The sequence below is a fragment of the Hymenobacter polaris genome (assembly GCF_012927305.1).
Lineage (GTDB): Bacteria > Bacteroidota > Bacteroidia > Cytophagales > Hymenobacteraceae > Hymenobacter > Hymenobacter polaris.
Genome location: NZ_JABBGH010000003.1, coordinates 828810 through 855225 on the forward strand (window position 1 = coordinate 828810; position 26416 = coordinate 855225).

22 protein-coding genes are annotated in these 26416 nt (G+C 63.1%); 5 read left to right on the forward strand and 17 right to left on the reverse strand.

Annotated elements, in window-relative coordinates:
• Nucleotides 1-10 precede the first annotated feature (10 nt).
• The 6 genes from HHL22_RS20050 to nirB all read right to left on the reverse strand — a co-directional run bounded on the left by HHL22_RS20050 (nucleotide 11) and on the right by nirB (nucleotide 10447).
• The gene (locus tag HHL22_RS20050) at nucleotides 11-697 is read right to left on the reverse strand and encodes a precorrin-2 dehydrogenase/sirohydrochlorin ferrochelatase family protein (protein WP_169533161.1); all 687 of its coding nucleotides are present in this window, start codon (nucleotides 695-697) and stop codon (nucleotides 11-13) included.
• Nucleotides 698-833: 136 nt separating this feature from the next.
• On the reverse strand, nucleotides 834-2306 hold the full coding sequence (locus HHL22_RS20055) for a rubredoxin (protein ID WP_169533162.1): 1473 nt from the start codon (nucleotides 2304-2306) through the stop codon (nucleotides 834-836).
• 183 nt (nucleotides 2307-2489) lie between these two features.
• Nucleotides 2490-5996 carry a nitrate reductase gene (locus tag HHL22_RS20060; RefSeq protein WP_169533163.1) on the reverse strand — a complete coding sequence of 1169 codons (3507 nt, stop codon included), beginning with the start codon at nucleotides 5994-5996 and terminating at the stop codon, nucleotides 2490-2492.
• 27 nt (nucleotides 5997-6023) lie between these two features.
• Nucleotides 6024-7337 carry an MFS transporter gene (locus HHL22_RS20065; protein WP_169533164.1) on the reverse strand — a complete coding sequence of 438 codons (1314 nt, stop codon included), beginning with the start codon at nucleotides 7335-7337 and terminating at the stop codon, nucleotides 6024-6026.
• Nucleotides 7338-7443: 106 nt separating this feature from the next.
• Nucleotides 7444-7794 (reverse strand): nitrite reductase small subunit NirD, encoded by a 351-nt coding sequence (nirD, locus tag HHL22_RS20070; RefSeq protein ID WP_169533165.1) that lies wholly within the window; start codon nucleotides 7792-7794, stop codon nucleotides 7444-7446.
• 148 nt (nucleotides 7795-7942) lie between these two features.
• On the reverse strand, nucleotides 7943-10447 hold the full coding sequence (gene nirB / locus HHL22_RS20075; RefSeq protein WP_206680746.1) for a nitrite reductase large subunit NirB: 2505 nt from the start codon (nucleotides 10445-10447) through the stop codon (nucleotides 7943-7945).
• Between the two features lie 434 nt (nucleotides 10448-10881).
• On the opposite strand from nirB, the gene cobA reads away from it, so the two are divergent.
• Together cobA and HHL22_RS20085 are read left to right on the forward strand one after the other, a co-directional pair.
• A complete protein-coding gene (gene cobA / locus HHL22_RS20080) occupies nucleotides 10882-11616 on the forward strand; it encodes a uroporphyrinogen-III C-methyltransferase (RefSeq protein ID WP_195809337.1) in 735 nt (244 codons plus the stop codon).
• Nucleotides 11617-11757: 141 nt separating this feature from the next.
• Nucleotides 11758-12969 carry an FAD-dependent monooxygenase gene (locus tag HHL22_RS20085; RefSeq protein WP_169533166.1) on the forward strand — a complete coding sequence of 404 codons (1212 nt, stop codon included), beginning with the start codon at nucleotides 11758-11760 and terminating at the stop codon, nucleotides 12967-12969.
• Between the two features lie 10 nt (nucleotides 12970-12979).
• Here HHL22_RS20085 and HHL22_RS20090 read toward each other — a convergent pair whose 3' ends face one another.
• Nucleotides 12980-13576, reverse strand: a complete 597-nt coding sequence (locus HHL22_RS20090) for a DUF4202 domain-containing protein (protein WP_169533167.1) — start codon at nucleotides 13574-13576, stop codon at nucleotides 12980-12982.
• A 32-nt stretch (nucleotides 13577-13608) separates the two neighbouring features.
• The gene (locus tag HHL22_RS20095) at nucleotides 13609-14871 is read right to left on the reverse strand and encodes a DUF3298 and DUF4163 domain-containing protein (protein ID WP_169533168.1); all 1263 of its coding nucleotides are present in this window, start codon (nucleotides 14869-14871) and stop codon (nucleotides 13609-13611) included.
• A 239-nt stretch (nucleotides 14872-15110) separates the two neighbouring features.
• Here HHL22_RS20095 and HHL22_RS20100 point away from each other — a divergent pair, with 239 nt between their 5' ends.
• Entirely contained in the window at nucleotides 15111-16040 is a 930-nt protein-coding gene (locus tag HHL22_RS20100; RefSeq protein WP_169533169.1) for an alpha/beta fold hydrolase, read from the forward strand.
• Nucleotides 16041-16097: 57 nt separating this feature from the next.
• On the opposite strand, the gene HHL22_RS20105 is transcribed toward HHL22_RS20100, so the two are convergent.
• The 9 genes from HHL22_RS20105 to HHL22_RS20145 all read right to left on the reverse strand — a co-directional run bounded on the left by HHL22_RS20105 (nucleotide 16098) and on the right by HHL22_RS20145 (nucleotide 23672).
• Nucleotides 16098-16589 (reverse strand): HNH endonuclease, encoded by a 492-nt coding sequence (locus tag HHL22_RS20105; protein WP_169533170.1) that lies wholly within the window; start codon nucleotides 16587-16589, stop codon nucleotides 16098-16100.
• A 228-nt stretch (nucleotides 16590-16817) separates the two neighbouring features.
• Nucleotides 16818-17972 carry a signal peptidase I gene (lepB, locus tag HHL22_RS20110; RefSeq protein WP_169533171.1) on the reverse strand — a complete coding sequence of 385 codons (1155 nt, stop codon included), beginning with the start codon at nucleotides 17970-17972 and terminating at the stop codon, nucleotides 16818-16820.
• Between the two features lie 203 nt (nucleotides 17973-18175).
• Entirely contained in the window at nucleotides 18176-18898 is a 723-nt protein-coding gene (gene dapB, locus HHL22_RS20115) for a 4-hydroxy-tetrahydrodipicolinate reductase (RefSeq protein ID WP_169533172.1), read from the reverse strand.
• Between the two features lie 158 nt (nucleotides 18899-19056).
• The gene (locus HHL22_RS20120) at nucleotides 19057-19845 is read right to left on the reverse strand and encodes a DUF5683 domain-containing protein (RefSeq protein ID WP_169533173.1); all 789 of its coding nucleotides are present in this window, start codon (nucleotides 19843-19845) and stop codon (nucleotides 19057-19059) included.
• A gap of 42 nt (nucleotides 19846-19887) precedes the next feature.
• Nucleotides 19888-20856 carry a ParB/RepB/Spo0J family partition protein gene (locus HHL22_RS20125; protein ID WP_169533174.1) on the reverse strand — a complete coding sequence of 323 codons (969 nt, stop codon included), beginning with the start codon at nucleotides 20854-20856 and terminating at the stop codon, nucleotides 19888-19890.
• Nucleotides 20857-20942: 86 nt separating this feature from the next.
• Nucleotides 20943-21164, reverse strand: a complete 222-nt coding sequence (locus HHL22_RS20130; RefSeq protein WP_169533175.1) for a DUF433 domain-containing protein — start codon at nucleotides 21162-21164, stop codon at nucleotides 20943-20945.
• Nucleotides 21165-21495: 331 nt separating this feature from the next.
• The gene (locus tag HHL22_RS20135) at nucleotides 21496-21882 is read right to left on the reverse strand and encodes a hypothetical protein (RefSeq protein ID WP_169533176.1); all 387 of its coding nucleotides are present in this window, start codon (nucleotides 21880-21882) and stop codon (nucleotides 21496-21498) included.
• 15 nt (nucleotides 21883-21897) lie between these two features.
• A complete protein-coding gene (locus HHL22_RS20140; RefSeq protein ID WP_169533177.1) occupies nucleotides 21898-22704 on the reverse strand; it encodes a ParA family protein in 807 nt (268 codons plus the stop codon).
• Nucleotides 22705-22991: 287 nt separating this feature from the next.
• Nucleotides 22992-23672 (reverse strand): metal-dependent hydrolase, encoded by a 681-nt coding sequence (locus HHL22_RS20145; RefSeq protein WP_169533178.1) that lies wholly within the window; start codon nucleotides 23670-23672, stop codon nucleotides 22992-22994.
• 116 nt (nucleotides 23673-23788) lie between these two features.
• Here HHL22_RS20145 and HHL22_RS23660 point away from each other — a divergent pair, with 116 nt between their 5' ends.
• Together HHL22_RS23660 and HHL22_RS20155 are read left to right on the forward strand one after the other, a co-directional pair.
• The gene (locus HHL22_RS23660; RefSeq protein WP_195809338.1) at nucleotides 23789-25576 is read left to right on the forward strand and encodes an ABC transporter substrate-binding protein; all 1788 of its coding nucleotides are present in this window, start codon (nucleotides 23789-23791) and stop codon (nucleotides 25574-25576) included.
• A gap of 17 nt (nucleotides 25577-25593) precedes the next feature.
• Nucleotides 25594-26415, forward strand: coding sequence for an alpha/beta hydrolase (locus HHL22_RS20155; RefSeq protein WP_169533179.1), 822 nt, complete (start codon nucleotides 25594-25596; stop codon nucleotides 26413-26415).
• The last annotated feature ends 1 nt before the right edge of the window (nucleotide 26416 follow it).

Consider the following 26416-nt stretch of genomic DNA (forward strand, 5'->3'; position numbering starts at 1 on the left):
AAAGCTGGCGCTACGGCCTGCTGCGCACCATCCTTTCGGCCACCACCGCCCCTAGGGCCAGCAGCGAACCGATAGCCACCCGCCGCCAGCGCCGGGTAGCGGGCGACTCGTAGGCGCGGCCTCCCGCCAGTTCGGCAGTTACGGCGTTGAGCGACTTAACCTTATGGGCAAAATCGCCGGCCAGGCGCCCGCGGATGATGGTCATCTGCGCCAGTACCTCGTCTAGCTCGTCGGGCAGGGTTTCTTCGAGCACGGCGCGCAGGCGCTTGCCCACGGTGGGCGACTTGCCGTTGGTGGAAATGGCTATTTTCAGCTGACCCTTTACTACTACTGACGAAAGGTAGAAGTCGCACAGCGCGGGCGTGTCGGCCACGTTTACGAGCAGGCGGCGCGGGCGGGCGGCGGCCACAATGGCGCGGTGCAGGCCGGGGTCGTCGGTGGCGGCAAACACGAGGTCGTGGGCGTCGAGGTCAGTTTCGGCGAAGGCTTTTTGCAGCAGCTGCACCCTAGGGTGCCGGGCGGCCAGCGCGCGCAGCTCGGGCAGCAGGGTGATGCTCACGACCGTGATGGCCGTGCGCGGACTGTTGCGCAGGATGGCCGTGAGCTTTTCCAGGCCCACATTGCCGCCCCCTACGAGCAGCACCCGCAGGTTTTCGAGTTGCAGAAAGGCCGGGAACAGCGGGTTTTGGTCGGGCATCTTGGGGGGGAGGGCGCCGGGCACGCGCCGCGCTGGCTACCAGCAGAAAGCGCCGCGCAAGCAAATTGTTCGGCCCTAGGGGCGGCACCGGGCCAAAGACCAGGGCCGCGGGCAAATTAGTGGTAGGCTAGAAGCGCTACCGTGCCCCGGTCAGCTGGTGCTCACCTACGCTGGCAAAATCGGTTGCCGGGGCGTCGCAGGTGGGGCAGTAGTAGGCCAGTAGCTCTTCGAACGGGGTGCCCGGCGCCGCGCCTTGGGCAGGGTCGCCGTAGGCGGCATCGTACACGGTGAGGCAGTGGCGGCACTGGTGCAGCGTGGGCTGGTAGGCCGGGGCGGCGGGCGCGGCCGGCTCAAGCAGCGGTGCGGGCAGGGTGGCAGCCTCCTGCTGCTCGTAAAACTGGTCGCAGAGCTGGCTCAGGTACCAGGGTAGGTTGTCGCGGCTCACGCGCTGGCGGAAGCTCACGAAGTCCTTGCTGTTGGGGTTGAAATCGCGGGTGTGCAGCAACTCGTACTGCTCGGCGTGCAGGCCAACCTGGCTGAGGTGGCCCTGCTGGCTGCGCACCACGATAGAGCCGAATAAGCCCGTTTTGGGCTTGGTTTTGATGGCGAAGCACAGCTGGTAGGTTCGGATATCCTCCTCATTGAAGTGGCGCACCAGCTCGTGCTTCAGGGCCAGGCCCGTGGGGCACTCGTCCTCCACTTGCCAGTTTAGCTCGTTGGCGGCGTGGCGCACGTTGAGGCGGTGGCGGCGCAGCACGGCATCCCACAGGGGCCGGTCGGCGGGGTCGATGCCTTTAATGATGAGCGACTTCCAGGGCGTGGTGCACAGTTGGCCGATGCGCATGCGCAGGCACAGCTGGCACGCCTCCTTCAGGAAAGCCAACGAAAACTGCTCGTCGCGCCGGTAGATGCCGAGCCAGATTTTGCTGCCGTAGCGGTTGAAGCCCTCGTAGTAGGGCAGGGTAAACGGCGGCAGGGTGAGCGGCGCCGTAATGGGCTGGAAGCCAAAGCTATGCTGGGCGCTCACCAGCCCGTACAGTAAGGTGCCATCTGCCCCTGGTTGGTCGTAGAACCGCTCGCGGTTCCCGAGTATCACCCGCTCGACGGTGCCGCTCACCGCCGCAATGTCCTCCGAGTACACCAGCGAAGGCCAGCAGTACAGTTGGTTATGCTTCGGAAACCGCACGTATAGGTACCAGTAGTTGGGCGTGTCGGAGGTGATAAAGTTTAGGTTGCCCGTAAAGAAGGGCACGAAGGTCTGGCCTTTGTCGATGAGGTTGATTTTCAGGCGCGGCTGGAAATCAAACGAATCCAGTACATCCTGGTAGACGCCCTCGCGCAGCCAGGCCGTGTGGTGAAATACTTCTTCCACCACGTAGGAGCTACTGATGTTGGGGTGCAGCTCGGTATCGACCTCGTGGGCAATGCCGGCCGTGGCCAAGGCCTCGCTCAGCGCCGGCTGCCGGTCGTCGCCCACGCGCACCAGTAGCTGCTGCCGGGTGCCCAGGTGCAGGTGCTCGGCCTCGGCCGCCTCAGCGGCTTCCACGATGGTGAGCAGGTCGCCGGCCGGCACGAGGCCGCCGGGCAGATTGATGCGGATGGTGGGCATGTGATGCAGACGCTTCGCCTCACCCCCTAGCCCCCTCTCCTTCAGAGAGGGGGGACTAGCTCTAGTACTTAGCTCTAGCTTCCTAAGTGGTTATGCGTAAAGAGTATATCGTTATAAGCTAAACTAAAAGCTGAAGCTAGTTCCCTTTTTCTAAAGGCGAGGGGGCTAGGGGGCGAGGTGACCCTAGGCCGATTCCACCGCTACCAAACTCTCCTCCAGCAGGCGCTGCACCTCGGGTCGGCACGAGCCGCAGCCGGTGCCGGCGCCCGTGGCGGCGCTTAGTTCGCGCAGCGAGGCGCAGCCAGTGGCAATGGCCTGGCGCAGGTTGCCGGCCCCCACGTTGTTGCAGCTGCACACCAGCTTGCCGAGCACCGGCGCGGCGGGACGGCCACTGCGCAGTAGCTGCAGGCGCTTGTCGCTCAGCTCGGTGCGGTTGGCAATCAGCTCGCGAAACTCCTGGAACTCGTTTTTATCACCAATGAGAATGGCCCCCACCAGCCGGTCTTGGTGAATGATGCACTTCTTGTAGTAACGCTGGGCTTTGTCGATGAAGACAATTTCCTCGTAGTCAATAGCATTAGGGGCTTCGGGCAGGCCAATGCTGCACAAGTCGAAGCCGTGAATCTTGATAATATTCATGAACGTGCTGCCCTGGTAGTGGGCAACCACATCGCCGCCTAGGTAGCGGGCCAGCACCGCCGCCTGCTGCTCGGCGGCGGCCGTAATGCCGTAGAGCGTGCCCTCAAACTCGGCAATCTCCCCTAGGGCGTACACGCTCGGGTCGCTGGTTTGCAGGTGCGCATCCACCACCACGCCGCGCTGGCAGCGCAGGCCGCAGTCGCGGGCCAGCTCCAGGTTGGGGACCGTGCCGATGGCCAGCAGCACGGCATCGCAGTCGAGGCGGCGGCCACTTTTGAGGCCCACGCCGGTGAGGCGCGCGCGGCCGTAGAACAGCTCTACCTCGTCGTTGAAATACAACTCGCAGCCCTGGTTGGCCATTTCCTCGCGCAGCAGCTGGCTGCCTAGGGCATCAAGCTGGCGGTCAAGAAAGCGCGAGGTGCGCTGAATAATCGTGACGCGGGTACCCATTTCGCGCAGCGAGGCGGCCATTTCCAGGCCCAGCAGGCCGCCGCCCACCACCACCACGTGGGCCCCGGTGGCCGGCAGGTGCGCCCGAAAATTGTCGGCGTCGAGGCGGCTGCGCATCGAGAAGATGCCGGGTAGCGCGGGCACTCCCCTCGGCACCGCCGCCCGGCTGCCCGTGGCCAGAATGAGCACGTCATAATCGGTGCGCTGGCCATGCGAGTCGAGTACGTACTTCTCGGCGCAGTGGATACTTTCCACGCTCACGCCGCGCCGCACCTCGAGGCGGTAGGCAGTTTCTTCGGCTTCCTGCATCTTCACCAACTGCGCCCACTGCTGGTGCCCACTCAGGTAGTCGGGCAGCAGTACGCGATTGTAGAAGGGAAAGTCTTCCTTGCTGAATACAATCAGTTCATCTTGCTGATTTACTTCGCGGTAGGACTTGACGAAGCCGCAGGCGCCGGCCCCGGCGCCCACCACCACCACGCGCCGCCGGGCGGGCCGGTACTTCACCACCTGCACGGCGCAAAACTTAAAGTCGGGCTCCTTGGACAGCGGGTCCAGCGTGCCCGACGTCACGTTGTTGGCCCGGTTCAGGTCGGAGCCCAGCTGCCGGCCCCAGTGCATGGGCAGAAACACCACGCCCGGCCGGATGCCGACGCTGAGGCGCGCCGCCACCCGCACCTCGCCCCGGCGCGAGCTTACCGTCACCAGCTCGCCCTCGGCCACCCCTAGGGCTTCCGCATCCTGGGGGTGCAGCTCCAGAAAAGCCTGCGGCAGGTGCTTGGTCAGCTTGCTCACCTTGCCCGTTTTGGTCATGGTGTGCCACTGGTCGCGGATGCGGCCGGTGGTGAGCACGAAGGGAAACTCCTCGTCGGGCGCCTCGCTGCGGAAGCTGGCCGCCGGCGCGTGCAGCACCGCCCGGCCGCTGGGAGTATAGAATCGGTGGTCGGTGAACAGGCGCGGCGTATCGGGCGCGGCCTGGCCGGCGCGGTAGGGCCACTGCACCGAGCCGCGCTCTTTCAAGGTGCTGTAGTTCAATCCCGTACTGTCGAGGCTGGTGCCGGCCGTTAGGCGGATATGCTCCAGGTAGATAGCCTCGGGGCTAGGGTAGTCGAAGCCCGGAAAGCCCATGGCCTGGGCAAAGCGGCAGATTATTTCGGCATCGGGCAGGGCCTCGCCGGGCGCGTCCACCACCTTGGCCAGGTGGCTGATGCGGCGCTCCGAGTTGGTCATGGTGCCCTCTTTTTCGGCCCAGGCGGCGGCGGGCAGCACCACGTCGGCGTAGGTCAGGGTTTGGGGCTGGCTGCTGACTTCCTGCACCACCACGAACTTGGCCTTGGCCAGCGCTGCCTCGGCCTGGCGCGCATTGGGCAGGCTGGTGAGCGGGTTGGTGCACACTATCCAGATAGCCTTGAGGCGCCCGGCTTCGAGGGCCTCAAACATCTCGGTGGCCGTGTAGCCGGGCTGCGCGGCCAGCGGCCCGCTGCCCCAAAACTGCTGCACCTCGGCCCGGTGCGCGGGGTTGGCCAGGTTGCGGTGGGCGGGCAGCAGGTTGCTGAGGCCGCCCACCTCGCGCCCGCCCATGGCGTTGGGCTGCCCGGTAAGCGAGAGCGGCCCCGCGCCGGGCCGGCCAATCTGGCCCGTCAGCAAATGCAGATTCAGCAAACACAGGTTTTTATCGACTCCCACGGCGCTCTGGTTCAGCCCCATCGTCCACATCGACAGAAAGGCCTGAGCTGAGCCGATGTAGCTGGCCGCCAGCCGAATGTCAGCCTCGGGTACGCCGCACAGGGCGGCGCTTTCGGCCACGGGGCGGGCCAGCACCAGCGCGCGGTAGGTTTCGTAGCCTTCGGTGTGGTGGGCTAGGAAGTCCGCGTCCACGTCGCCGTTCTCGAGCAGCACCCGCGCGATGGCTTGCAGCAGCACCACGTCGGTACCCGGAATGAGCTGCAGGTGCAAGTCGGCCAGGGCGCAGGTGTCGGTGGCCCTAGGGTCGATGACGATGACTTTGGTGGCGGGGTGCGCCGCCTTGCGGGCCTCCACGCGGCGCCACAAAATGGGGTGGCACCAGGCGGGGTTGGCGCCGGCCACCAGGAAGCAGTCGGCCAAATCCAGGTCGTCGTAGCACACCGGCACGCTGTCCTCGCCCAGGGCCATTTTGTAGCCCACCACCGCGCTGCTCATGCACAGGCGCGAGTTGGTGTCGAGGTTGTTGCTGCCGATAAAGCCCTTCATGAGCTTATTGAGCACGTAATATTCCTCCGTCAGGCACTGCCCCGAGGCGTAGAAGGCCACCGAGTCGGGCCCGTATTTCGCGATGAACGTCTTAAATACCGCCGCCGTGCGTTGCAGGGCTTCGTCCCAGCTCACGCGCTGCAAAGGCCGGGTGCGGCTGTAGCGCATCTGCGGGTGCAGCAGCCGGTCGCTCCGGTCGTTCACGGTGTACTGCAGGTTCAGCCCCTTGCTGCACAGCGCCCCGCGGTTGACGGGGTAGTCGGGGTTGCCCACCACGCTTACGTCGCCGCCGGGCAGCGGCGCTACCAGCACGCCGCAGCCCACCCCGCAGTAGCAGCAAATAGATGGTTTGGGAGTAGGAGTTGGCATGGTAGAGTTGTGCGCTTCACTGGGGGCCTAGGCCGCTAGGGCCATGGCCGGGGCTTCGGCAGCTTCGCGCTTGGCGGCGAAGGCCCGCACCAGCAGCACCACGCCGCCCACGGCCGCCACCCCGAGGCCGATGTAGAGAAAAGCCGTACTGTAGCTGATTTCCTTGGATTTGAAGAGGAAGCCTACCAGCATGGCCCCCAGGTTGCCGCCCGCCCCCACAATGCCGCTCACGCTGCCAATGGCCTGCCGGTTCACGAAGGGCACGATGGAATAGGTAGTGCCATTGGCCATTTTTAGGAACAGGGCGAAGAATAGCATGGCCGTAATGGCCAGCGTGAGGCTAGGCGCCATCGAGAAGAACACGATGCCAATACCTTCGAGCACCAGCACGCCGCTCAGCAGCAGCCACTTGCCCTGGATGCCGTAGGCGCGGCCAGCCCGGTCGGCCACAATGCCGCCCAGGGCGCGGGCAAAGACGTTCATGCCGCCAAAAATGCCCGCCAGCGCGCCGGCCAGAATAAGAGACGCCTTGTAATTGTCCACGAAGTAGGTAGCGGCCACGTTGTCGATGGTAATCTCGATGCCGAAGCACGCGCCGTAGGCCAGCGCCAGTAGCCAGGTGCGGTAGTCGCGCAGGGCTATGCCGAAGGTGCCTTCCTTGCGCTCGGCCCGCTCGCGGTCAATGTCGGTATAGTTGCCGCGGGGCGTGTCCTGGGTGTAGCGATAGTACAAAGTGGCCATGACCAGTAGTAGCACGCCCGGCACCACCATGGCGTAGCGCCACGAGTTAGCTTTGTCGACGAAGCCTAGGCTTACAAAAGCGGCGGCTACCAGGGGCATGGCCAGGTTGGCAATGCCGCCGCCGAGGTTGCCCCAGCCGCCGGCCACGGCGTTGGCCGTGCCCACAACGCCCGGCGCAAACATCATGGAGGTGTGAAACTGAGTGATGACGAACGAGGCCCCGATGATGCCAATGCAGAAGCGAAACAGCAGGAAGCTCTCGTAGCTATTGCTTAAGCCAATGAGCATCACCGGAATAGCCCCCACTACCAGCAGCCAGGTATAGGCCTTGCGCGGCCCAATAGTGTCGCAGAGCTTGCCCATGAGCAGGCGCGCCAAAATGGTGGCCGACACCGAAGCAATGACGATGTTGCCCACCTGGCCCTTATCCAGGTGCAGCTGCTCGCGCACCAGCGGCATAAGCGGTGCAATGCCGAACCAGCCAAAAAAGCAAAAGAAGAACGTCAGCCAGGTTAGCTGGAACGTGCGCATCTGCATGCCCCTACCCGAGAAGACGTTGAGCCGGCTTAGCGGCTGCTGAGTAGTCAATTCGGCTTCCATAGGAAAGTATTTTTGAATGAAATGCTTGATTATAGGAATATTGTGACCCGACGAGTGCCCCACTGCTACCCCTAGGGCTGCGAACTACGAAGCCCGCGCCACTGCGCTACAGTCCCACGTACACTACGCCGCCCTCTACCTTCACCGGGTAGGTGCGGATGCCAGGCAAATCGCTGCTGCTCAAACACTCGCCGGTAAGTAGCGAAAACGTGTTCTTGTGGAAAGGGCAGGCTACCTTGGGCACGCTCAGCTCGCCGGTGCTGCCCACCAGGCCCCGCGCCAGCGCCATCTGCTGCTTGTGCGGGCACAGGTTTTGGGTGGCGTACCACTCGCCGCGCCGGGCGAAGTTGTAGATGGCCACCTGCTCGCCCGCTACCAAGGCGCAGGCCCCGCCATCGGCCGGAATGTCAGTGGTTTGGCACACGGGCAGCCAGGTAACGGCAAGTGCAGCTTCCATAAAATATTGATTGTATTGATTTTGGATGCAGGTCGTCCTCTGCGGTGCGCCTCACCCCTAGCCCCTCTCCAAAAAGGAGAGGAGAACTAGCTCTAGTTTCTAGCTTTTAATTGCAGTCCGCGCCGCCTCACCCCTAGGCGACCCGCACCTACCAGGCCGAACTCATCTTCTGCCCGCGCATTTCCGCAAACTCCATTGTGGGGTCTTTCGACTTGGGCACGTTCACGAAGTGGGTGAACTGCTTGCGCAGCTCCGGGTCTTCCACCACCTTGCGCCACTCGCAGTGGTAGTTGGCGATGAGCAGGGCGATTTCAGCCTCTAGGTCGGCGCAGAGGCCTAGGCTGTCGTTCACCACCACGTTGCGCAGGTAGGCGATGCCGCCGTCCATCTTGTTGAGCCAGGTGGCGGTGCGCATCAGCGGGTCGGCCGTCTTGATGTAGAACATGATGAAGCGGTCGAGGTACTTCACCAGCGTTTCCTTGTCGATGTCGGCGGCCAGCAATTGGGCGTGCTGGGGCTTGGCGCCGCCGTTGCCGCATACGTAGAGGTTCCAGCCTTTTTCGGTGGCAATCACCCCGAAGTCCTTGGCCTGCGCCTCGGCGCACTCGCGCACGCAGCCGCTCACGCCGCTCTTCATCTTATGGGGCGAGCGGATGCCCTTGTAGCGGTTTTCCAACTCAATGGCCAGGCTCACGCTGTCGTGCAGGCCGTAGCGGCACCAGGTACTGCCCACGCAGCTTTTGATGGTGCGCAGGCTCTTGCCGTAGGCGTGCCCGCTCTCGAAGCCCGCGTTCACCAGCTCCTCCCAAATGTCGGGCAGGTCGCTCACGTGCGCCCCAAACATGTCGATGCGCTGGCCGCCCGTAATCTTGGTGTACAGATTGTACTTGCGGGCAATCTGGCCGATAACTATCAGCTGCTCGGGGCTCACCTCGCCGCCAGCCATGCGCGGCATCACCGAGTAGCTGCCGCCCTTCTGGATGTTGGCCAAGTAGCGGTCGTTGGTGTCCTGGATAACGTTTTGCTTGATGATCAAATCGTTCCACAAGCCCGCCAGGATACTGCCCACCGCCGGCTTGCACACCTCGCAGCCATCGCCCACCCCGAAGCGGTCGAGCGCCTGGTCGTAGGTGCGGATGTCGTTGATTTTCAAGAGGTCGAACAGCTCCTGGCGCGAGTAGTCGAAGTGCTCGCACAGCACGTTCTTGATGTAGGCGCCCTGGGCCGTGAGTACGCCGTTGATAAGGTCCTTGACCATCGGCACGCAGCCGCCGCAGCCGGTGCCAGCCTTGGTGCACTTCTTCAGGCCCGCCAGGTCTGTGATACCCTGGGTTTCAATGGCGTCGCAAATCATGCCCTTGGTCACGGCCTCGCACGAGCACACCAGCGCTTCGTCGGGCAAGCTCATGACGCCGGCCCCGGCGGCTTCTTCGCCGCCGCGCGCCCCTAGGATGAGGTCTTCCGGGTGGGGCGGTAGGGCCAGCTTGTTGTTCACCGTTTGCAGCAGCATGCTGTAGGCCTCGGCGTCGCCTACTAGCACGCCGCCCAGCAAGTATTTCCCGTCGGGGCTGATATTGATGCGCTTGTAGATGCCGTTGTGCGCGTCCTCGTACACGATGGCGCGGCTGTGCGGCTCGGCAATGAACGGGTCGCCGAAGCTGGCCACGTCCACCCCAATCAGCTTGAGCTTGCTGCTCATATCGAAGCCCGTGAAGGCCCTGGCCCCGCGCAGCAGCTGGCTTACTACCACCTCGGCCATGTCGTAGCCGGGCGCCACCAGCCCGTAAATCATGCCGCCGTGCAGGGCGCACTCGCCAATGGCAAAGATGCGCGGGTCAGTGGTTTGCATCTCATCATTCACCACGATGCCGCCGCGCATGCCCACGTCCAGCCCCGCTAGCTTGGCCAGCTCATCCCTGGGCCGAATGCCGGCCGAAATCACCAGCATATCCACCTCCAGCACCGAGCCGTCGCCGAAGTGCAAGCTCTCCACCTTGCCCTCGCCCACAATGCTCGACGTAGCCTTGCTGAGGTGAATCTTCAGCCCTAGGGCCTCCAGCTTGCTTTGGAGCATGGCGCTGCCGGCCGCGTCAATCTGCCGGGGCATCAGGCGGGGCGCGAACTCCACCACGTGCGCCTCCGGCACCCCTAGGTCGAGCAGGGCCTTGGCGGCTTCCAGGCCCAGCAGGCCGCCGCCCAGCACGGCCCCGCTGCGGGCGGTGGCGGCATAGGCCTTTATCTCGTCCAGGTCCTCAATGGTGCGGTACACCATCACCCCGGCCTGCTCCACGCCCGGAATGTCGGGCACGAAGGCCGACGAGCCGGTGGCCAGCACCAGGTAGTCGTAGGGCTGCACCAGGCCGCTGCGGGCGTGCACCGTCTGGCTGGCCCGGTCGATTTCCTGCACCGCGTCGCCCAGGTGCAGGGTGATGCCGTTGTCGCGGTACCAGTTGGTGGGCGCCATCAGCAGGTCGTCGGCGGTTTTGCCGCCGAAGTATTCGCTCAGGTGCACCCGGTCGTAAGCCACGCGCGGCTCTTCGCCAAATACTACCACGTTAAAATCGGTCGACTTGGCGAGCAGCTTCTCGCAAAACTTGTAGCCGACCATGCCGTTGCCGATAACGACCACGGTAGGGTTTCCCTGCATTGCCATACTATCCTAAGAAATCGGGTAGTGAAAAATGAATTGGCGAAGTCGAGGGGTGGGAGAGGGGAAGGAGCGAGAGAAAGCAGCCTTTTATTTTATAAGGTATTTGAAAATGACCTTATAATTAAAGGTGTTTAGAAACTATATCAGCAAACTTAAACAAAATAACCCTTAAAGCAATAGGGGGTGTAAAAGAAATTTAATATAAAGTTTCGAAATAACACCTTAAAAACGAAGGGCAGTACTACAGTCGTTTATAGCTTGATAGGCCATCCCCCTTTATCAGCCGCCAGGCAAGTAGCTGTGGTAGCTACTCACCTTTGTAGCTAGCCGATGGTTTAGTAGCTGCACCTTGAAACTGGTGCCGCTTGTTGCGGCGGCCGTTGGTCGGCAGCTATCCCTACTTGCCTGTCCCGCGCCCTAGCCCTTTTTTTTCTGTCATGGCCCGACTCCCTATTCTGCCCGAGCTATACGTAGTGGGCGCCGGCCCCGGCGACCCGGAGCTGCTGACGCTCAAGGCCTACCGCATCCTGCAATCGGCCGACGTTATCCTCTACGACAACCTCGCCAACCAAGAGCTGCTGGCCCTGGCACCGGCCGCCTGCGAGTGCCTGTACGTGGGCAAAAAACCCTACGGTGAGTACACCCCGCAGGAGGTCATTCACCAGCTTATCCTGGAAAAAGCCCGGACCCTAGGGCGCGTGGTGCGCCTCAAGGGCGGCGACCCGTTCATCTTCGGCCGGGGCTTCGAGGAAATGCTCTTTGCCCGCGCCCACGGTATCGCGGCGCACTACGTGCCAGGTATTTCGAGCATGCAGGCCGTGGGGTTTGAGGATATTCCCCTCACGCACCGGCAAGTGAGCGAGGGCTTTTGGGTGCTGACGGGCACCAAAAAGGACGGCTCGCTCTCGGCCGATTTACGCCTAGCCATGCAAAGCAATTCCACGGTGGTCGTCTACATGGGCATGAAGGCCCTGCCCCACATCGTGGCCACCTACGAGGCCGAGGGCCGCGGCGCCACCCCCGCCGCCGTGGTCATGCACGCCTCGCTGCCGCAACGCAAATCGGTAGCCGGCCCCGTGCGCGACCTGCCGGCCCTGGTGGCGGCAGCGGGCATTACGTACCCGGCGCTGATATTTATTGGGGAGGTGGTGGGGATGCGGGAGGGGGCGTAACGCCCTGCGCCAGCTGGGGTGTTGCCCGGCGCGGGCTGCCCTGAACACCCGGCCGCCGGCTGCGTATTTTAAGGACGACTACCTGCCGGGCGGGCCGGCCCCCAGGGGCCAGCCACCTATTCACTCTCTTTCTGTTTTTCTATGAATCAGCGTGTTTTAGTAACCGGGGCTAGCATTGCCGGCCCGACCCTGGCCTGGTGGTTACACCACTATGGCTTCGACGTAACGGTGGTGGAGCGGGCACCGGAGTTCCGCGACGGCGGCCAGAACATCGACGTGCGCGGGGCCGCCCGCCCGATACTCGAGCGGATGGGTTTGCTGCAAGCCGTGAAAGACCACAATACCGGCGAGCAGGGCTTTGCCTACGTCGACGAGCACAACGAACCTGTGGCCGAGTTCGACAACGACCAGGTAGGGGGCGAAGGCCTGACGGCCGAGCTGGAAATCCTGCGCGGCGACCTGGCCCGGCTGCTCTACGACCACAGCCGCGAGCAGGTGCGCTACCGCTTCGGCGATACCATTGAAAAGGTAGAACAAACCGACGCGGGCGTGCGCGTCACCTTCGCGCACGGCGAGCCGGAGCAGTTCGACCTGGTGGTGGCGGCCGAAGGGGCCAACTCCTCTACGCGCCAGCTGCTGTTCGAAGCCGAGGTCACGCGCAAGCCCTACGACCTGTACGTGGCCTACTTCACCATTGCGCGCGCGGCGGGCGACGGCCAGATTGCCCGCGCCTACAACGCGCCCGGCGGCCGCGGCCTTTGGCTGCGCCCCGACAATACTGATACCACCCGCGCCCTGCTGCTGTGGCAGCACGAACCGGCCGGCTACGAAAACCTGCCCGTGGCCGCCCAGAAGCAAAAGCTGCACGAAGTATTTGCCGACGCCGGCTGGGAGGCCCCCCGCATCGTGGCCGGACTGGACGCGGCCGACGACTTCTACTTCGAGCTGGTGAGCCAGGTGAAGCTCAGCCAGTGGACCAGGGGCCGCGTGGCGCTAACCGGTGACGCCGCCTGGTGCTCCGGCCCCTTTGGCGTGGGCACCACCGAGGCCATCGTGGGCAGCTACGTGCTGGCCGGCGAGCTGCACCGCCACGGTCCCGACTACCCGGCCGCCTTCGCCGCCTACGAGCAGCGGCTGCGCCCCTACGTGGAAAAAGGCCAAGACGTGTCCAAAACGACCCCGCGCATCTTCAACCCGCAGTCGCGCCTGGGCCTGGTCCTGCTGCGCACGGTGCTGCACATATCCGCCGCGCCGGGCATCCGGCAGCTCACCACCCTGCTGGCCAGCCCGCCCACCGGCGACATCGAGCTGCCCGACTACGAGCAACCCGACCCCAAGGCCGTACTGAACTAGCCGCCCGGCGCTACCCGCCCAGCGCCCGCGTCACCAGCGCCAGCGCCTCGGGCGAAAACGGCAGCTGCAAAGCCAGCGCGTGGCCGCGCTCGGTCATCTTAGGCCAGGTTTTGCGCACTATCTCCATGACCTTCTCCTCGGGGTGCTGGGCCGCGAAGTGCAGGAAGTAATGCTCGAGAAACACCAGGCAAATCACGTCTTCCAGCAGCTGCACTTCGGGGTCATCCTTCAGGCGCTCCTTGCGCAGTAGCTGCTGCACGCGCAGTATCGCATCCGCCTCGTAGCCAGCCTGCTGCAATAGCTCGCCGGCCAGCTCGGCGTGGTACTGCTTGAGGGTGTTGCGCCACTGGTGGTAGCCGGGGCGCGTCAGCGGGAAGTCGGCCCTAGGGATGTGCCAGCGCCGGATGTGCTGGCTGCGGGCAGCCAGTTGCACGGCCTCGGGGGCGTCGGGGGCCACGCGGGCCAGGCAGGCACTCATGCGCTGGGCATACAGCAGCTCTTTGGGCACGGGCTGGCCGTGGTCATCAAGCTCCAGAGTGGGGTCGTCGGCATTGGCCGCGTCGAAGAGGCGGCAGGCTTCGGCAAAGCGGGCGGGGTTGGCAAGCATAAAGGGGCCTAGGGTGCTGGGAAAGGAGAACCTTAGCGCGCGGCTACGCTCGCGGCGCTTGGTAGCGGCAGGCCCTGGCGCAGCAGCCCGCGCACCTGCCCCAGGGGCAGAAACACCGCCACCTCGCCCTGGGCGTAGGCCGCAATTTCGTAGGGCTGGTAGGTGAACACGACGCCGCCCGCCGTCAGGTACACGTTGTGCGTGATTGGCATTCGCTTCACAAACAGCGTTTTGTCGAGCGCTTCGCCGGGCTTCAGGCCCACCAAGGGGCGCACGGCGGTGGCCAGCAGCGCGGGCAGGCTAGGGGCGGCGCTGGGCAGGAAAATATCGTCGTAGCGCAGGCGGCGGCCGGTGCGCAGGTCGTAGCTGGCGCCGGTGGTGCCGTAGTTGCCGTGCGCCCCGCCGCTGTAGTCATACGTGAAATAGGCCACGCTCAGCAAGTCGCCCCCTCGAAAGAGCACGTAACTGGCCGTTTGCTGCTCGTAGTTGAGGGTGGCGCGGTACGAGCCGGTGTCGCTAGTGTCAGTAGGGGCGGGGGTAGCGGCCAGCTCGGCGCGGTAGTCGGTGAAGAAGGTATCGCGCTGCTGCTTGTACAGGGCCGGCAGGGCTAGGGGTGCGCGGGCGTCGGTGGTATCGCCGCGCAGGTCGCGCAGCATACTGGCTTGCAGGGCCTGGCGCGGCGCGGCGGGCCCGCCCGCGGGCACTAGCGCCTGCCAGCTCAGGCGGGCGCGGGGCGACTTGGCCTGGCGCGGGAAGGCCGCCAGCGAATCGGCAAAGTAGCGCACGGCCAGCGTGAGCGTGCCGGCCGGCGCGGGCAATAGCCGCAGGCGCACGGGGCGCCCCGCCACGGTGCCCACCAGCGCCCCGCCCGGCTGCTGGCGCAGCCGCCACACCGGCGCCTCGCCCCTAGGGCCGCTGGCGCGCTCAGGGCTCACGTCGTTGAGCACCACGCTATCGGGGGCGGTGCTGAGCTGGCTTTGCAGCTGGTAAGGGTGGCCGTCGGCGCCGTAGTAGCTGCCGCGGTGGCCGGGGCCGCTGCCTAAGGCAAAAAACCGGGCTGGCGCCGTCACCAGGTGCAGCGTGATGCTGTCGGCCTGGCCCGGCAGCTGCCCGCGGTACGCATGGTAGGCCGTGCCCGGCGAGCTAGCCACGGCGGCCGTGGCCTCGGTGGGGGCCGCAGGCGCGGCAGCGGGGGGCTGGGTGGTAGTAGCGGTGCTTTGGCTGGTGGGCGACTGGCAGGCGGCCAAGCCCCCTAGGGCCACCAGCCACCGCAAAGAACGGGTCGGAGAAAACATGGGCGCAAAGGACGGGTAGGCAGGCGAAAGACAAACAACAAGCAGCAGCAGCCGCCGAAAGCCAGCTAGCGGCAGCGGGCGCCGGCGAGCAAGCTAAGCACCAGCTTAATATAGATGGTTTAGCGTGGTGGTAGGCAATGTTTTAAGCAAGTTCACAATAAAATTATGTCATTTAATACCCACTCCCAGGTCCTTTGCGTAAACCTAGCAAATTCCCGTTCACCACTCCTCCTTTTCTCATGAGCTACATCAAAATAGGGCAAGATGCCCAAGGCAAAGACCTCCACGTACATTACTGCGACTACGGCCAGGGCAACCCGGTTGTGCTCATCCACGGCTGGCCGCTTTCGGGCGCTTCCTGGGAGTACCAACTGGCCGAGCTGCCCCTGCACGGCGTGCGCGTCATTGCCTACGACCGCCGCGGCTTCGGCCAGTCGTCAAAACCTTGGGATGGCTACAACTATGATACGCTAGCCGACGACCTGAAAGCCGTGCTCGACGAGCTAGACCTGCAAAACGTGACCTTGGTAGGCTTCTCGATGGGCGGCGGCGAAGTGGCCCGCTACATGAGCCGCCACAACGGCGCCCGCGTATCTAAAGTGGTGTTTGTGAGTTCTGTAGCGCCCTTCATGCTCAAAACCGGCGACAACCCCTCGGGCGTTGATAAATCGACGTTTGACGATATGATTACCAACCTCGGCAAGGACCGCTTCGGCTTCCTCTCCGACTTCGGCAAGAAGTTCTACGGCCAGGGCACCTTCTCAAAGCCGGTAAGCCAGGGCGTGCTCGACTGGACGGCCATGCTGGCTTTCCCGGCCTCGCCCCGCGCCACCTCGCAGTGCGTCAAAGCGTTTGGTGAAACTGACTTCCGCCAGGATATGGGTACCATCAAGGTGCCCACGCTCTTCATCTACGGTACTGCTGACGACATTGTGCCGCCCGAAACTGGCGCCAAGGCCGCCGCGCCCCTGGTGCCCGGCTCGCAGATTGTGGGCTACGACGGCGAGCCCCACGGCCTGCTCATCACCTCGAAAGACCGCCTGAACCGCGACCTGCTCACCTTCGTGAATGGCCAGCCGGTGCAGGACTACTACGACACGGACGACGCTTCGACCCAGCCCGTGCGCGAAGAAAACAACGCCACCCGCTACGAAAACCAGACCCGCTAGGGCCTAGGCCCCCCGGCTAACAAAAAACCCCGCTGCCATCAGCAGCGGGGTTTTTTGTTAGCCCAGGTAGTCGTGCCAGGTCTGGTCGATGGTACCGGCGCTCAACTTGAGAAAGCCCGTGAGCGTGGGCTTTTTGGGCTGGGTGCGCAGGGGCATGTTGGCCTCGGCGGGGGTGCGCTGGCCCTTGTGGTGGTTGCAGCGCGAGCAGGCCGTTACCAGGTTAGTCCAGCCCGAGTCGCCGCCGCGTGAGCGGGGCAGCACGTGGTCCAGGGTCAGGGTCTTGGTCGAGCCGCAGTACTGGCACTCGTACTGGTCGCGCTTAAAGATGTTGTGGCGGCTCAGGGCAATGCCCTTGTAGGGCACGCGCACGTAGCGGGCCAGGCGAATGATGCTGGGCTTCGGAAACTCCTGCGAAATGGAGCGCAACGCGCCTTCCGACTTCGCCACCATCTCGGCTTTATCAAGAAACAGCAGCACGAAGGCCTTCTGCACGCTGCATAAAGTAATGGCGGTGTAATCGCCATTGAGTACAAGCACTTTTTGGTCCATACAAACAGGCGAAAACGAAGTTTATGCAAGCTACTAGCTTTTGCCTGATAAACAAGGGCCTGCCAGCGAAGATTCAAACCCGGGCCAGGCCCTAGGGCCCCGGCACCGCCCAAGGCGTTTTTGCCGAGCAGTGAAAAGCCCCGATGCCGAGTGGCACCGGGGCTTTGGCAACAGGCAGGCGGCTTACCGCCAAGAACTTACCCTAGGGCCGGTAAGCAACTGCTGGGGCTAGTCAATGGTGTGGAACAAGCGGTTCCAGCGCACCTTGTGGGCGGCGTCGCCGAAGGGGTCGAGCGAGAGCCAGATGAGCACGGCCTTGCCCACCACGTGGTCTTCGGGCACGAAGCCCCAGAAGCGCGAGTCCTCCGAGTTATGGCGGTTGTCGCCCATCATCCAGTAGTAGTTCTGCTTGATGGTGTAGCTGGTCAGCGGCTGGCCGTTCTGGGCTATCATGCCGTCCTTCCAAGTGATGTTCTGGTTGTGCTCGTACTGGCTCACGATTTTGTAGTAAATCGCGGCGTTGGCCGGCGTCAGTTGAATAGTTTGGCCCTTCTTGGGCACGGGCAGCGGGCCGTAGTTGTCGAGCTGCCAGCGGCGCGGCGTGGCGCTCATGGCCCCCGATACGTGGAAGTCAGCCGCGTCGGGAAAAAGCGTAAGGCCTTCGGGCTCCGTTACTTCCAGCTTCTTCACGTAAGGCTGCTGGCGGAAGTAGGCGGCCACGTCGGCCGGGCAGCTAAAGGTGTAGCCCACGGCGCCGGTGGCGGGGTCGGTGCCCGCGACGGGCATGCCGTCGGGCTCGTCGTAGTTCACCACGCCGTGGTCGTGCAGGGCCTGGCGCACCTCGTCGTTGGCTTCCGTCACCTGCATGAAGTACGAGGTTTGGGGCTGCCCAGCAATGGCGCCCGGCTGTCCGTTCAGGAATATCTGGCCCTGGCGAATCTCCAGCGTATCGCCCGCGATGGCAATGCAGCGCTTGATGTAGTTGGTGCGCAGGTCGGCCGGGTACTGCTGCTCGTGCGGCACGTGAAACACCACCACGTCGTTGCGCTTGATGGAGCTGAAGCCCGGAAAGCGGTAGGTGGGCAGCTGAATGAGGTCGGAGTAGCTCTTGAAATTAAAGATGGGCACCGTTTGGTGCGTCAGCGGCACTTGCAGGGGCGTTTGGGGCGTGATGGGCCCGTAGTGCAGCTTGCTCACAAACAGGTAGTCGCCCACCAGCAGTGAGTGCTCCATGCTCGGCGACGGGATGACGTAGGCCTCAAACGTGGCCCAGCGGATGAGCGTAGCCGCGATAACGGCGAACAGCAGCGAATCGACCCACTCGCGGGATTTGCTTTTAGGAGGCTTGGGCGGAGCCGTGGGTTCGGTTTTGCGAAGCAGCATGGAAAAATAGGCCGAATGTTCGGCAAATAAACAACTTAGAGAACGGAGTGAAGTACCGCGTTGGTACCCAGGATAGCTAAGAATCTCAAATGTACAAGAACGTCATGCTGAGCCTGCCGAAGCATCTCTACCGAACGATACCATAGGAACGCGGTAGAGATGTTTCGGCAGGCTCAGCATGACGTTCTTTTTACCCTAGGCCCCTACAACCCCAGCAAGTCATTCATGCCAAATACCCCGTGGCGGCCCGGCAGCCAGCCCGCCGCCAGCAGCGCGCCCTGGGCAAAGCCCTCGCGCGAGTGGGCTTCGTGGCGCAGCGTAATGGTATCGGCCGTTGAGGCGTAGCGCACTTCGTGAATACCTACCACGTCGCCGCGCCGCTCGCTAAGCACGGCCAGCTCTTCGGGAGCCTGGGCGGGGGCGTTGCGCCAGGTGGTCTTGCTGGGGAAGTGGGCCAGGATGCCCTGGGCCGCCGTGAGGGCCGTGCCGCTGGGCTGGTCTACCTTCTGGGTGTGGTGCACTTCGGTCAGCTGCACGTCGTAGCTGGCGGCAAACTGGTTCATCTTGGCCGCGATATACTCGTTGAAGTGGAAAAACAGGTTCACGCCCACGCTGTAGTTGGAGGCGTAGAACAGCGCGCCGTTGGTGTCGGCCACCAGCTGCTGGGCTTCCTCGAAGCGGTGCAGCCAGCCCGTGCTGCCGCACACCACCGGCAGGCCCTGGCGCAGGCAGGCGGCCACGTTCTCGAAGGCCGACTCGGGGTGCGTAAACTCAATGGCGGCATCAACCTGGTCGGGTGTGAAGTCCGCTATTTTCGAATCAGAAGCTTGGTGGTCCACGATGCCAACGATTTCGTGCCCGGCCGCCGAAGCCAACGCCGCAATGGTCTGGCCCATTTTGCCGTAGCCGATAAGGAGAATTTTCATGTTTAACTAGTTAAGCAGTAGCTCGTAAAAGAACGTCATTCCGAGCTTGCGAGGAATCTCACCGATAGTGTTGAACGATACCCGAACGATTCCTAGGTAGTGCGAGCGAGATTCCTCGCAAGCTCGGCATGACGTTCTTTTACGAGCTATGACGGGGACTACTTGCGCGCGTGCAGCGTCAGCATCAGGCCCGGCGCAAAGGCCGCCTGCCCCGGCACCGGCAGCGCCGCCGGCTGCCAGCGCAGCGAAAGGTCGTCGCTCACGTCAAACTCGCTCAAGTGGGCGTCCACCACCGCGTCGAGCACCGTAAGCGAGTAGCCTACTGCGCTTAAAAGGATGGATAAATCGCGGAAGCGGCGGGCCGAGATAAGGCTGTTAGTAATGGCGGCGGGGTTGTCGGTAGAGGCGGTGGCGAGCTGAGCTTGCAACTGCCGCTCGCTATCGCTGTCGCCGAAAAGTTTGGAATCAGTTATCTGCTTGGCTCTGGTTATCAGCTGGCCGGTGGCGTCGGTATAAGCCACCGTGCCGTTCGCAAAACTAAACTGCTTGTAGAGCCGCTGCTGGTAGTATATCCAGTACCCTAGGCCCCCCACCAGCCCATACACGATGGGAAGCTTCCAGTATTTTTTGTTGTAAATCTGTCCGCCGCCGGGCGCAATGGCCAGGAAGCCTGCCTTGGCTGGCTTGGTGAGGCGCAAGCCGAACAGCTTTTCGGTGCGGCGGGCCGAGTCGGCGGCGGCTTGCTCGCGCTTCTGCTTTTTAGTAGGCTTGCGCACAGTCGCCGTGTCGGGGCGCACAATGGGCACCGCCGGGTTTACCATCGTGCCGTTGGGGTTAGTGGGCAGCACCTGCCCTAGGGCCGGGCTCGCCGCCCAAGCTAGTAGCAGGGCCAGCACCCAGCCCAGGCGCCCCCGGCGTGCGGCGGCTACGTTTTCTATCGTCTTCATAAGCAAGCTGCTAACGCCGACCGGCAAGTGCCCCGGCGACGCTTAAGCAGGGTGCAGAATATGCAGAATCCGTTGCATGTCCTCCACCGAATCAAAGGCGATTTTGATTTCGCCGCGCCCCTGGGCCGTGGGCCGCAGCTGCACCCTAGAGCCAAAGTGGTCGGTAAGCACGCGCTCGGTGCGGCGCAGCTCGGCGGCGGGCACGGCGGGCGCCGCGGCTTGCTTGGGCGCCGTTTTATCGGCCGGGGCTTCGGGCCGGCCGGCGCCCTGGCGCACCAACTCCTCCACGCGGCGCACCGATAAGTCCTCGGTGACGATGCGGCGGTAGAGGCCTACTTGCTGCTGCGGGTCCTCAATGCTGATGAGTGCGCGGGCGTGGCCCATGCCAATCACGCCGTCGCGCAGGCCAATCTGGATGTCGGGCGGCAGCTTCAGCAGGCGCAGGTAGTTGGTAACGGTGCTGCGGTTCTTGCCCACACGCTCCCCTAGGTCCTCCTGGCGCAGCTGGCACTCACTTAGCAGGCGCTGGTAGCTGAGGGCGATTTCGATGGCGTTGAGGTTTTCGCGCTGGATGTTCTCAATCAGCGCCATTTCCAGCATCTGCTGGTCGTCGGCCTTGCGGATGTATGCCGGAATGCTGGTCAGGCCCGCCAGCTTGGAGGCTTGCAGGCGGCGCTCGCCCGAAATAAGCTGGTAGGTGTTGGTGCCGGTTTGGCGCACCGTCACGGGCTGGATAATCCCTTGAATCTTAATGCTGTCGGCCAGCTCGGCCAGCGCATCCTGGTCGAAGTGGGTGCGGGGCTGGTAGGGGTTGGCCTCAATCTGCTCCACCGGAATTTGGCCTACCGAGTTCATGGGGTGGGGCACGAGGCGCTCGCGGTTCTCGCCTTTCTTCTCGTAGCTGCCCTCAATCAGCGCGTTCAGGCCCCGGCCCAGACCGCTTTTGCGCTTCACGGCCGCGGCGGCGGCCAGGGCGGCTTGCAGTTTCTCTTCGTTTTTATCCAAAGCCATAATTCCAGGGGCCGGCTCAAAAGGGGAGCAGCAGCCGAAAATCAAAATTACGCCCTAGCCGCCGAAGGGCAAGCCGAAGCCAGGCGTTACTGCAGCCACTGCCCGCGGTCGCGCGAGAAGTTGCGAGCCGCGTGCAGCATTTCGGAGGTCAGCTGCGGGAAATCACGCAAAATCTGGGCTTCGCTCATGCCGCTACCCATCCATTCCAGCACGTCGTTTACGCTGATGCGCGTGCCGGTAAAGTAGGGCCGGCCGCCGCGCACGGTCGGGTCTTGGCTGATGAGGGGGAAGCGGGCGTGGGCGGGCATGGGAGAATTAGTAAAAAGCTATAACAGAGACGTGGGCCCTAGGGGTTCGGTTGCCGGTTTAGTTTGCCTGCTTTAGCCTAATTACTTCTACTACTTCGCACACGCCCATGCGCCTAGAGCTTTCTACAAAGTAGCCTCGCACTCCCGGCCGAATATGTTGGCGATGAAAAGCCTATAATCCCCCGCTCAGTGTATATATATCGGCCTGCCCAACGTGCGGTAGCGGCACAAGAGGTAGCGGCAACCCATCAAGGCCTAAAAAGACTGGGCGAATCATCCAGGTGCTAGTGGAAATAGCAGGGTCATCGTAACGAAAATCCCAGCGGATACCTTAATAAGCCGGTGTTTTTCGGCCCCCTTCCTCCGCTGTATAGAGTCTGTACGTTACTCGAAAATCAGGCAAGCGACCAACTCGTATCTGCCGGTTAGTTTCGTCGAATCCCCATACTTTTCCGCTTATAGTGCTGCCCAGCGCCGGATAGTCGTCCGGAAACAGCATGCCGCCTTCAGGATTACCAAACTCAGTTACGTTAATAAGAACCGGAAAGCCGAGCCCAGCGTCGTAAAAGACGCCAAACTCGGCTTGGATATATACCTTGCCGGTGAGGACATTTCCTGCCGGCAAGTGGAGCTTCAGCAATTCCCAAGCGGCAGTCTGCTGCTCGGAGAACAAACCATCGGCAAAAGGTGGATTTGGTATGATTCTCCAGCCGTTCATGACTGCAAGATAGCCCTAGGCCACCTCGTCCTCAGCGGTTTCGGGGTTAGCCTCCACGCTGTTCTTCTCCACGATTTCGCGGGCCAGGTTGAGGTAGCTGACGGCGCCCTTGCTTTCGGCGTCGTGCAGGATGACGGGGATGCCAAAGCTCGGCGACTCCGAGAGCTTGACGTTGCGCGGGATGATGGTGTCGAAGACGAGCTGTTGAAAGTGCATCTGCACTTCCTCTACCACCTGGTTCGAGAGGCGCAGGCGCACGTCGTACATCGTGAGCAGGATGCCCTCGATGTCGAGGTCGGTGTTGAGGCGGCTTTGGATTATCTTGATGGTATTGAGAAGCTTGCCTAGGCCCTCCAGGGCGAAATACTCGCACTGCACCGGGATGATGACCGAGTTGGCCGCCGTTAGGGCGTTGACCGTGATGAGGCCTAGGGAGGGCGAGCAGTCGATGATGATGAAGTCGTACTCGGCGGCCAGCGGGCGCAGGGCGGCCTTCATCTTTTCCTCGCGGTTGGGCAGGTTTATCATCTCCACCTCGGCGCCCACTAGGTCGATGTGGGAGGGCATCAGGTCGAGGTGGGGCAGGATGTTGGTGGGTACGATAATGTCGTGGGGGTCAATGCCATCGACCATGCACTCGTACACGCTGTTCTCGATGTCCTTGGGGTCGAAGCCCACGCCCGAGGTGGCGTTGGCCTGGGGGTCGGCGTCCACGAGCAGCGTGCGGTAGTCGAGGGCCGCCAGCGAGGCAGCCAGGTTAATGGCCGAGGTGGTTTTGCCGACGCCGCCCTTCTGGTTGGCAACCGCGATGATTTTACCCATAACAACAAATCGATAAGACAGGAATACGTGCCGGTGCTTAAACGTAGCGCCGGTGGCCCCCGGCATACTTTAACTTACAAAATAAGGCTAAAAAAAATGGATTCGCCAAGCCGGTTAATAAGGGCCCGCTAGAAAGCGCGACCTTGGGCGTTATATGAAAGCACGTCATGCTGCGCTTGCCGAAGCATCTCTCCCGCGCAGTTGGGTTTACTAACCCTAGGGACGCAGTAGAGATACTTCGGCAAGCGCAGCATGACGTGCTTTTGGGCGTTGACTACCCTAGGGCCTTACAGTTCCACCGTTTCGCCAATGCGCAGCAGGCGCAGGTTTTTGCCGGCGGCCTGGGCTTCGGCCTGGGCAGCGGCGTGGTCGATGACCAGCGGCGGGAAGGTATCGTAGTGCATGCCAATGAGTTCGGTGGCGCCTACCCAGTCGGCGGCCACCAGGGCATCGCTGATGCCCATGGTGTAGTGGTCGCCGATGGGCAGCAGGGCGAAGTCGAGCTGGTGGCGCTCCTTGATGAGCTTGAGGTCGTAGGTGAGGGCGGTGTCGCCGGCGAAGTAGAAGGTTTTGCCTTCTTTGGTTTTGATGACGAAGCCCATGGCCACGCCGCCGTAGGTGCCGTCGGGCAGCGACGAGCTGTGGGCGGCGGCTACGCAGTGCACCGTGCCGAAGGGCAGCTCGACCTTGCCACCGAGGTTGGCCCCGATGCCGTCAAAGCCCTTGGCGCCGTAGTAGCCCGCGATTTCGGCAATAGCCAGGAATTTGGCGCCGGTGCGGGTGGCAATGCTTTCAAAGTCGCCCACGTGGTCGCCGTGGCCGTGCGAGAGCAGGATAAAATCAGCCTCAATGGCATTGACATTAACGTCTTTGGCCAGCGGATTGCCGCTGATGAATGGGTCGAACAGCACGCGCACGCCGTCGATGGTGGCTAGAAAGCAGGAGTGGCCGAAATAGGTAAGCTGCATGGGGAAGAATGGGCGAATGTGGAAATGAGAAAATGTAGAACGAGCGCCGCCGGCCCAGGGGTGCGCGCAGCCGTTACTTTTGCAACCACTACCCCAAACGGATGTTTCTACACGGATTGCGCTTTCGCCTGCTTGCCGCGCTGCTGGGGGCCCTAGGGGGGGCCGGGCTGCTGGCCGGCTGCCAGGGCGGTGGCCTCTCGGCGGCCGACGAGCGCCGCGTATTTCGCTACAACCAGCCCGAGGCGCTCACCTCGCTCGACCCCGCCTTTGCCCGCAACCAAGCCAATAGCTGGGCCGTGGCGCAGCTCTACAACGGCCTGCTGGAGCTGGACTCCACGCTGCAACCCGCGCCGGCCCTGGCCCGCCGCTACCAGATTTCACCCGATGGGCTAACGTACACGTTTTGGTTGCGCAAGAGGGTGTTATTTCACCGAGATACTATCGTCTTTAAAAAGTCGGAAAAGCAATTGGCGCGAGAGGATAGCACAGACGCAGAAGATGAAGCCAGGTTTCACGGAAAACCAGTGGATTACAAAGTCCGAGAAGCTATACGCATCGGACAACCTTTCACCCGCGACGTCACCGCCGCCGATTTCGTGTACAGCTTCAAGCGCCTACTCGATGCCAAAACGGCCTCGCCGGGCGGCTGGATATTTCGAGGCAAGGTGCTGGAAGACAAGCAGGGTAACCCCAGCGACACCTGCTTCGTGGCGGTGAACGACTCGACGCTGCGCATTCACCTCAAGGCGCCGTTCATCCCGTTTCTGGGCATCCTGACGATGCCCTACGCCTACGTGGTGCCACACGAGGCGGTGGAGAAGTACGGCAAGGACTTTCGGGAGCATCCGGTGGGCACCGGGCCATTCCAGTTCAAGCTCTGGGACGAGGGCAACGTGCTGCTGTACAAGCGTAACAACTACTACTGGCGCCGCGACTCTAAGGACCAGCTGCTGCCCTACCTCGACGCCGTGGCCATCAGCTTCATCGCCGACCGCAAGACCGAGTTTCTTACGTTTCTGCAAGGCAAGCTGGATTTTCTGAGTGGTATCCGCGAAGGCTCGCGCGACCTTATCCTCAACCCTGACGGTTCGGTGCGGGCCGATTTCAAAGGGCGCTTTCAGGTGCAAAAGGCACCGTATCTCAACACTGAGTACCTGGGGTTTCAGCTGGATAGCACCAACCTGACGGGCGCGCAGGCCACCCAGGGCCGCGCCCTGCGCGATGCGCGGGTGCGCCAGGCCCTCAACTACGCCCTCAACAAGCCCGAACTGGTGGCCTACGTGCTTAGCCACGTGGGACGGCCCGGCAAATCGGGCTTCGTGCCGGCGGCGCTGCCCTCGTTTTCGGCAACCCAGGTGCCCGGCTACACCTACCAGCCGCAGCGGGCGCGGGCGCTGCTGGCCGCGGCGGGCTACGGCCCCCGGCGGCCCTTGCAGTTGCGCCTGAGCACCGTGGCCGAGCGCAAAGCCGTGGCCGAGTACCTGCAAAAAAACTGGGCCGACGTGGGCATCCAGGTGCAAATTGACATCAACCAGTCGGCCGCCCAGCAGGAGCTGGTGGACAACGGGCGCACGGCGTTCTTCAGCAAGAGCTGGCTGGGCGACTACCCCGACGCCGAAAACTACCTAGCCCTGTTTTACTCGCCCAACTTCAGCCCCGCCGGCCCCGACAAAACGCACTACAAATCAGCGGAATATGACCAGCTGTACCAGCAGGCCATTCGCGAGCAGCAGGGCCCTCGGCGCACGGCCCTCTACCAGCAGATGGACCGGCTGGTGGTGCGCGACGTGCCGGTTATCGCGTTGTACTACGACGAAATCGTGCGCCTCACCCAAAACAACGTGCGGGGCCTCGGCACCAACCCCATGAACCAGCTGCTGCTGGAGCGCGTGCGCAAGCAGTAGCCGTCAAAAGAGTAGCTATGGCAAACCCGAGCCTTTTATTAACGCTGCTGCTACTGGCCCTAGGGCAGCGCGCAACGGCCCAAGGCCCGCCCGTGCCAGCCGAGCCGCTCTGCATCGGCCAGTCGTTTACCATCCAGTCGAAGGTGCTGGGCGAAACCCGGCGGCTCAACGTGTACTTGCCGGCGGGCTACGCCGCCTCGGCCACCCAGCGGCTGCCGGTGCTTTACATGCCCGACGGGGGCCTAGGGGAAGATTTTCTGCATATCGCGGGCCTGGTGCAGGTGCTGGTGGGCAACGGCTCGATGCGGCCCTTTATCGTGGTGGGCATCGAGAATACCGCGCGGCGGCGCGACCTGACCGGGCCCACCACCCGCGCCGAGGACCGCAAAATTGCCCCCCGCGTGGGTGGCTCGGCCACGTTCCGGCAGTTTCTACGCCAGGAGTTGATGCCCGAGGTGCGCCGCCGCTACCGCACCACCCCCGAAACGGCCATCGTGGGCGAGTCGCTGGCGGGCCTGTTCGTGGTGGAAACGCTGCTGCTGGAGCCCGCGCTGTTCGATACTTACCTGGCTTTCGACCCAAGCATGTGGTGGAATGGCGGCCAGCTGGCGCAGGATGCGCTGGCTCAGCTCCGGGCATACAGCGGCCCGCCCCGGCACGTGTACCTAGCTGCCAGCAGCCAGGGCGATACGGCCGCCACGCGCCTGCTGGCTCGCGACCTTAACCGCGCCGCCGCCCGTGGCTTTAGTGGCTATTATGAGTTGCTGCCGCAGGAAACGCACGCTACCATTTACCACCCGGCCGCCCTGGGGGCCTTTCGGCGCGCCTTCAAGCCCTAGG

Bases quoted from the DNA above. Each gene is read 5' to 3' on its own strand.
- HHL22_RS20140 (WP_169533177.1), bottom strand. From the start codon at position 22,704: ATGGGTAAAATCATCGCGGTTGCCAACCAGAAGGGCGGCGTCGGCAAA.
- HHL22_RS20060 (WP_169533163.1), bottom strand. From the start codon at position 5,996: ATGCCAACTCCTACTCCCAAACCATCTATTTGCTGCTACTGCGGGGTG.
- HHL22_RS20090 (WP_169533167.1), bottom strand. From the start codon at position 13,576: ATGCTTGCCAACCCCGCCCGCTTTGCCGAAGCCTGCCGCCTCTTCGAC.
- HHL22_RS20050 (WP_169533161.1), bottom strand. From the start codon at position 697: ATGCCCGACCAAAACCCGCTGTTCCCGGCCTTTCTGCAACTCGAAAAC.
- HHL22_RS20055 (WP_169533162.1), bottom strand. From the start codon at position 2,306: ATGCCCACCATCCGCATCAATCTGCCCGGCGGCCTCGTGCCGGCCGGC.
- HHL22_RS20120 (WP_169533173.1), bottom strand. From the start codon at position 19,845: ATGAAGACGATAGAAAACGTAGCCGCCGCACGCCGGGGGCGCCTGGGC.
- HHL22_RS20100 (WP_169533169.1), top strand. From the start codon at position 15,111: ATGAGCTACATCAAAATAGGGCAAGATGCCCAAGGCAAAGACCTCCAC.
- HHL22_RS20145 (WP_169533178.1), bottom strand. From the start codon at position 23,672: ATGCAGCTTACCTATTTCGGCCACTCCTGCTTTCTAGCCACCATCGAC.
- nirB (WP_206680746.1), bottom strand. From the start codon at position 10,447: ATGGCAATGCAGGGAAACCCTACCGTGGTCGTTATCGGCAACGGCATG.
- HHL22_RS20085 (WP_169533166.1), top strand. From the start codon at position 11,758: ATGAATCAGCGTGTTTTAGTAACCGGGGCTAGCATTGCCGGCCCGACC.
- dapB (WP_169533172.1), bottom strand. From the start codon at position 18,898: ATGAAAATTCTCCTTATCGGCTACGGCAAAATGGGCCAGACCATTGCG.
- HHL22_RS20130 (WP_169533175.1), bottom strand. From the start codon at position 21,164: ATGCCCGCCCACGCCCGCTTCCCCCTCATCAGCCAAGACCCGACCGTG.
- HHL22_RS20155 (WP_169533179.1), top strand. From the start codon at position 25,594: ATGGCAAACCCGAGCCTTTTATTAACGCTGCTGCTACTGGCCCTAGGG.
- HHL22_RS20065 (WP_169533164.1), bottom strand. From the start codon at position 7,337: ATGGAAGCCGAATTGACTACTCAGCAGCCGCTAAGCCGGCTCAACGTC.
- HHL22_RS20095 (WP_169533168.1), bottom strand. From the start codon at position 14,871: ATGTTTTCTCCGACCCGTTCTTTGCGGTGGCTGGTGGCCCTAGGGGGC.
- HHL22_RS20105 (WP_169533170.1), bottom strand. From the start codon at position 16,589: ATGGACCAAAAAGTGCTTGTACTCAATGGCGATTACACCGCCATTACT.
- HHL22_RS20135 (WP_169533176.1), bottom strand. From the start codon at position 21,882: ATGAACGGCTGGAGAATCATACCAAATCCACCTTTTGCCGATGGTTTG.
- lepB (WP_169533171.1), bottom strand. From the start codon at position 17,972: ATGCTGCTTCGCAAAACCGAACCCACGGCTCCGCCCAAGCCTCCTAAA.
- cobA (WP_195809337.1), top strand. From the start codon at position 10,882: ATGGCCCGACTCCCTATTCTGCCCGAGCTATACGTAGTGGGCGCCGGC.
- HHL22_RS20125 (WP_169533174.1), bottom strand. From the start codon at position 20,856: ATGGCTTTGGATAAAAACGAAGAGAAACTGCAAGCCGCCCTGGCCGCC.
- nirD (WP_169533165.1), bottom strand. From the start codon at position 7,794: ATGGAAGCTGCACTTGCCGTTACCTGGCTGCCCGTGTGCCAAACCACT.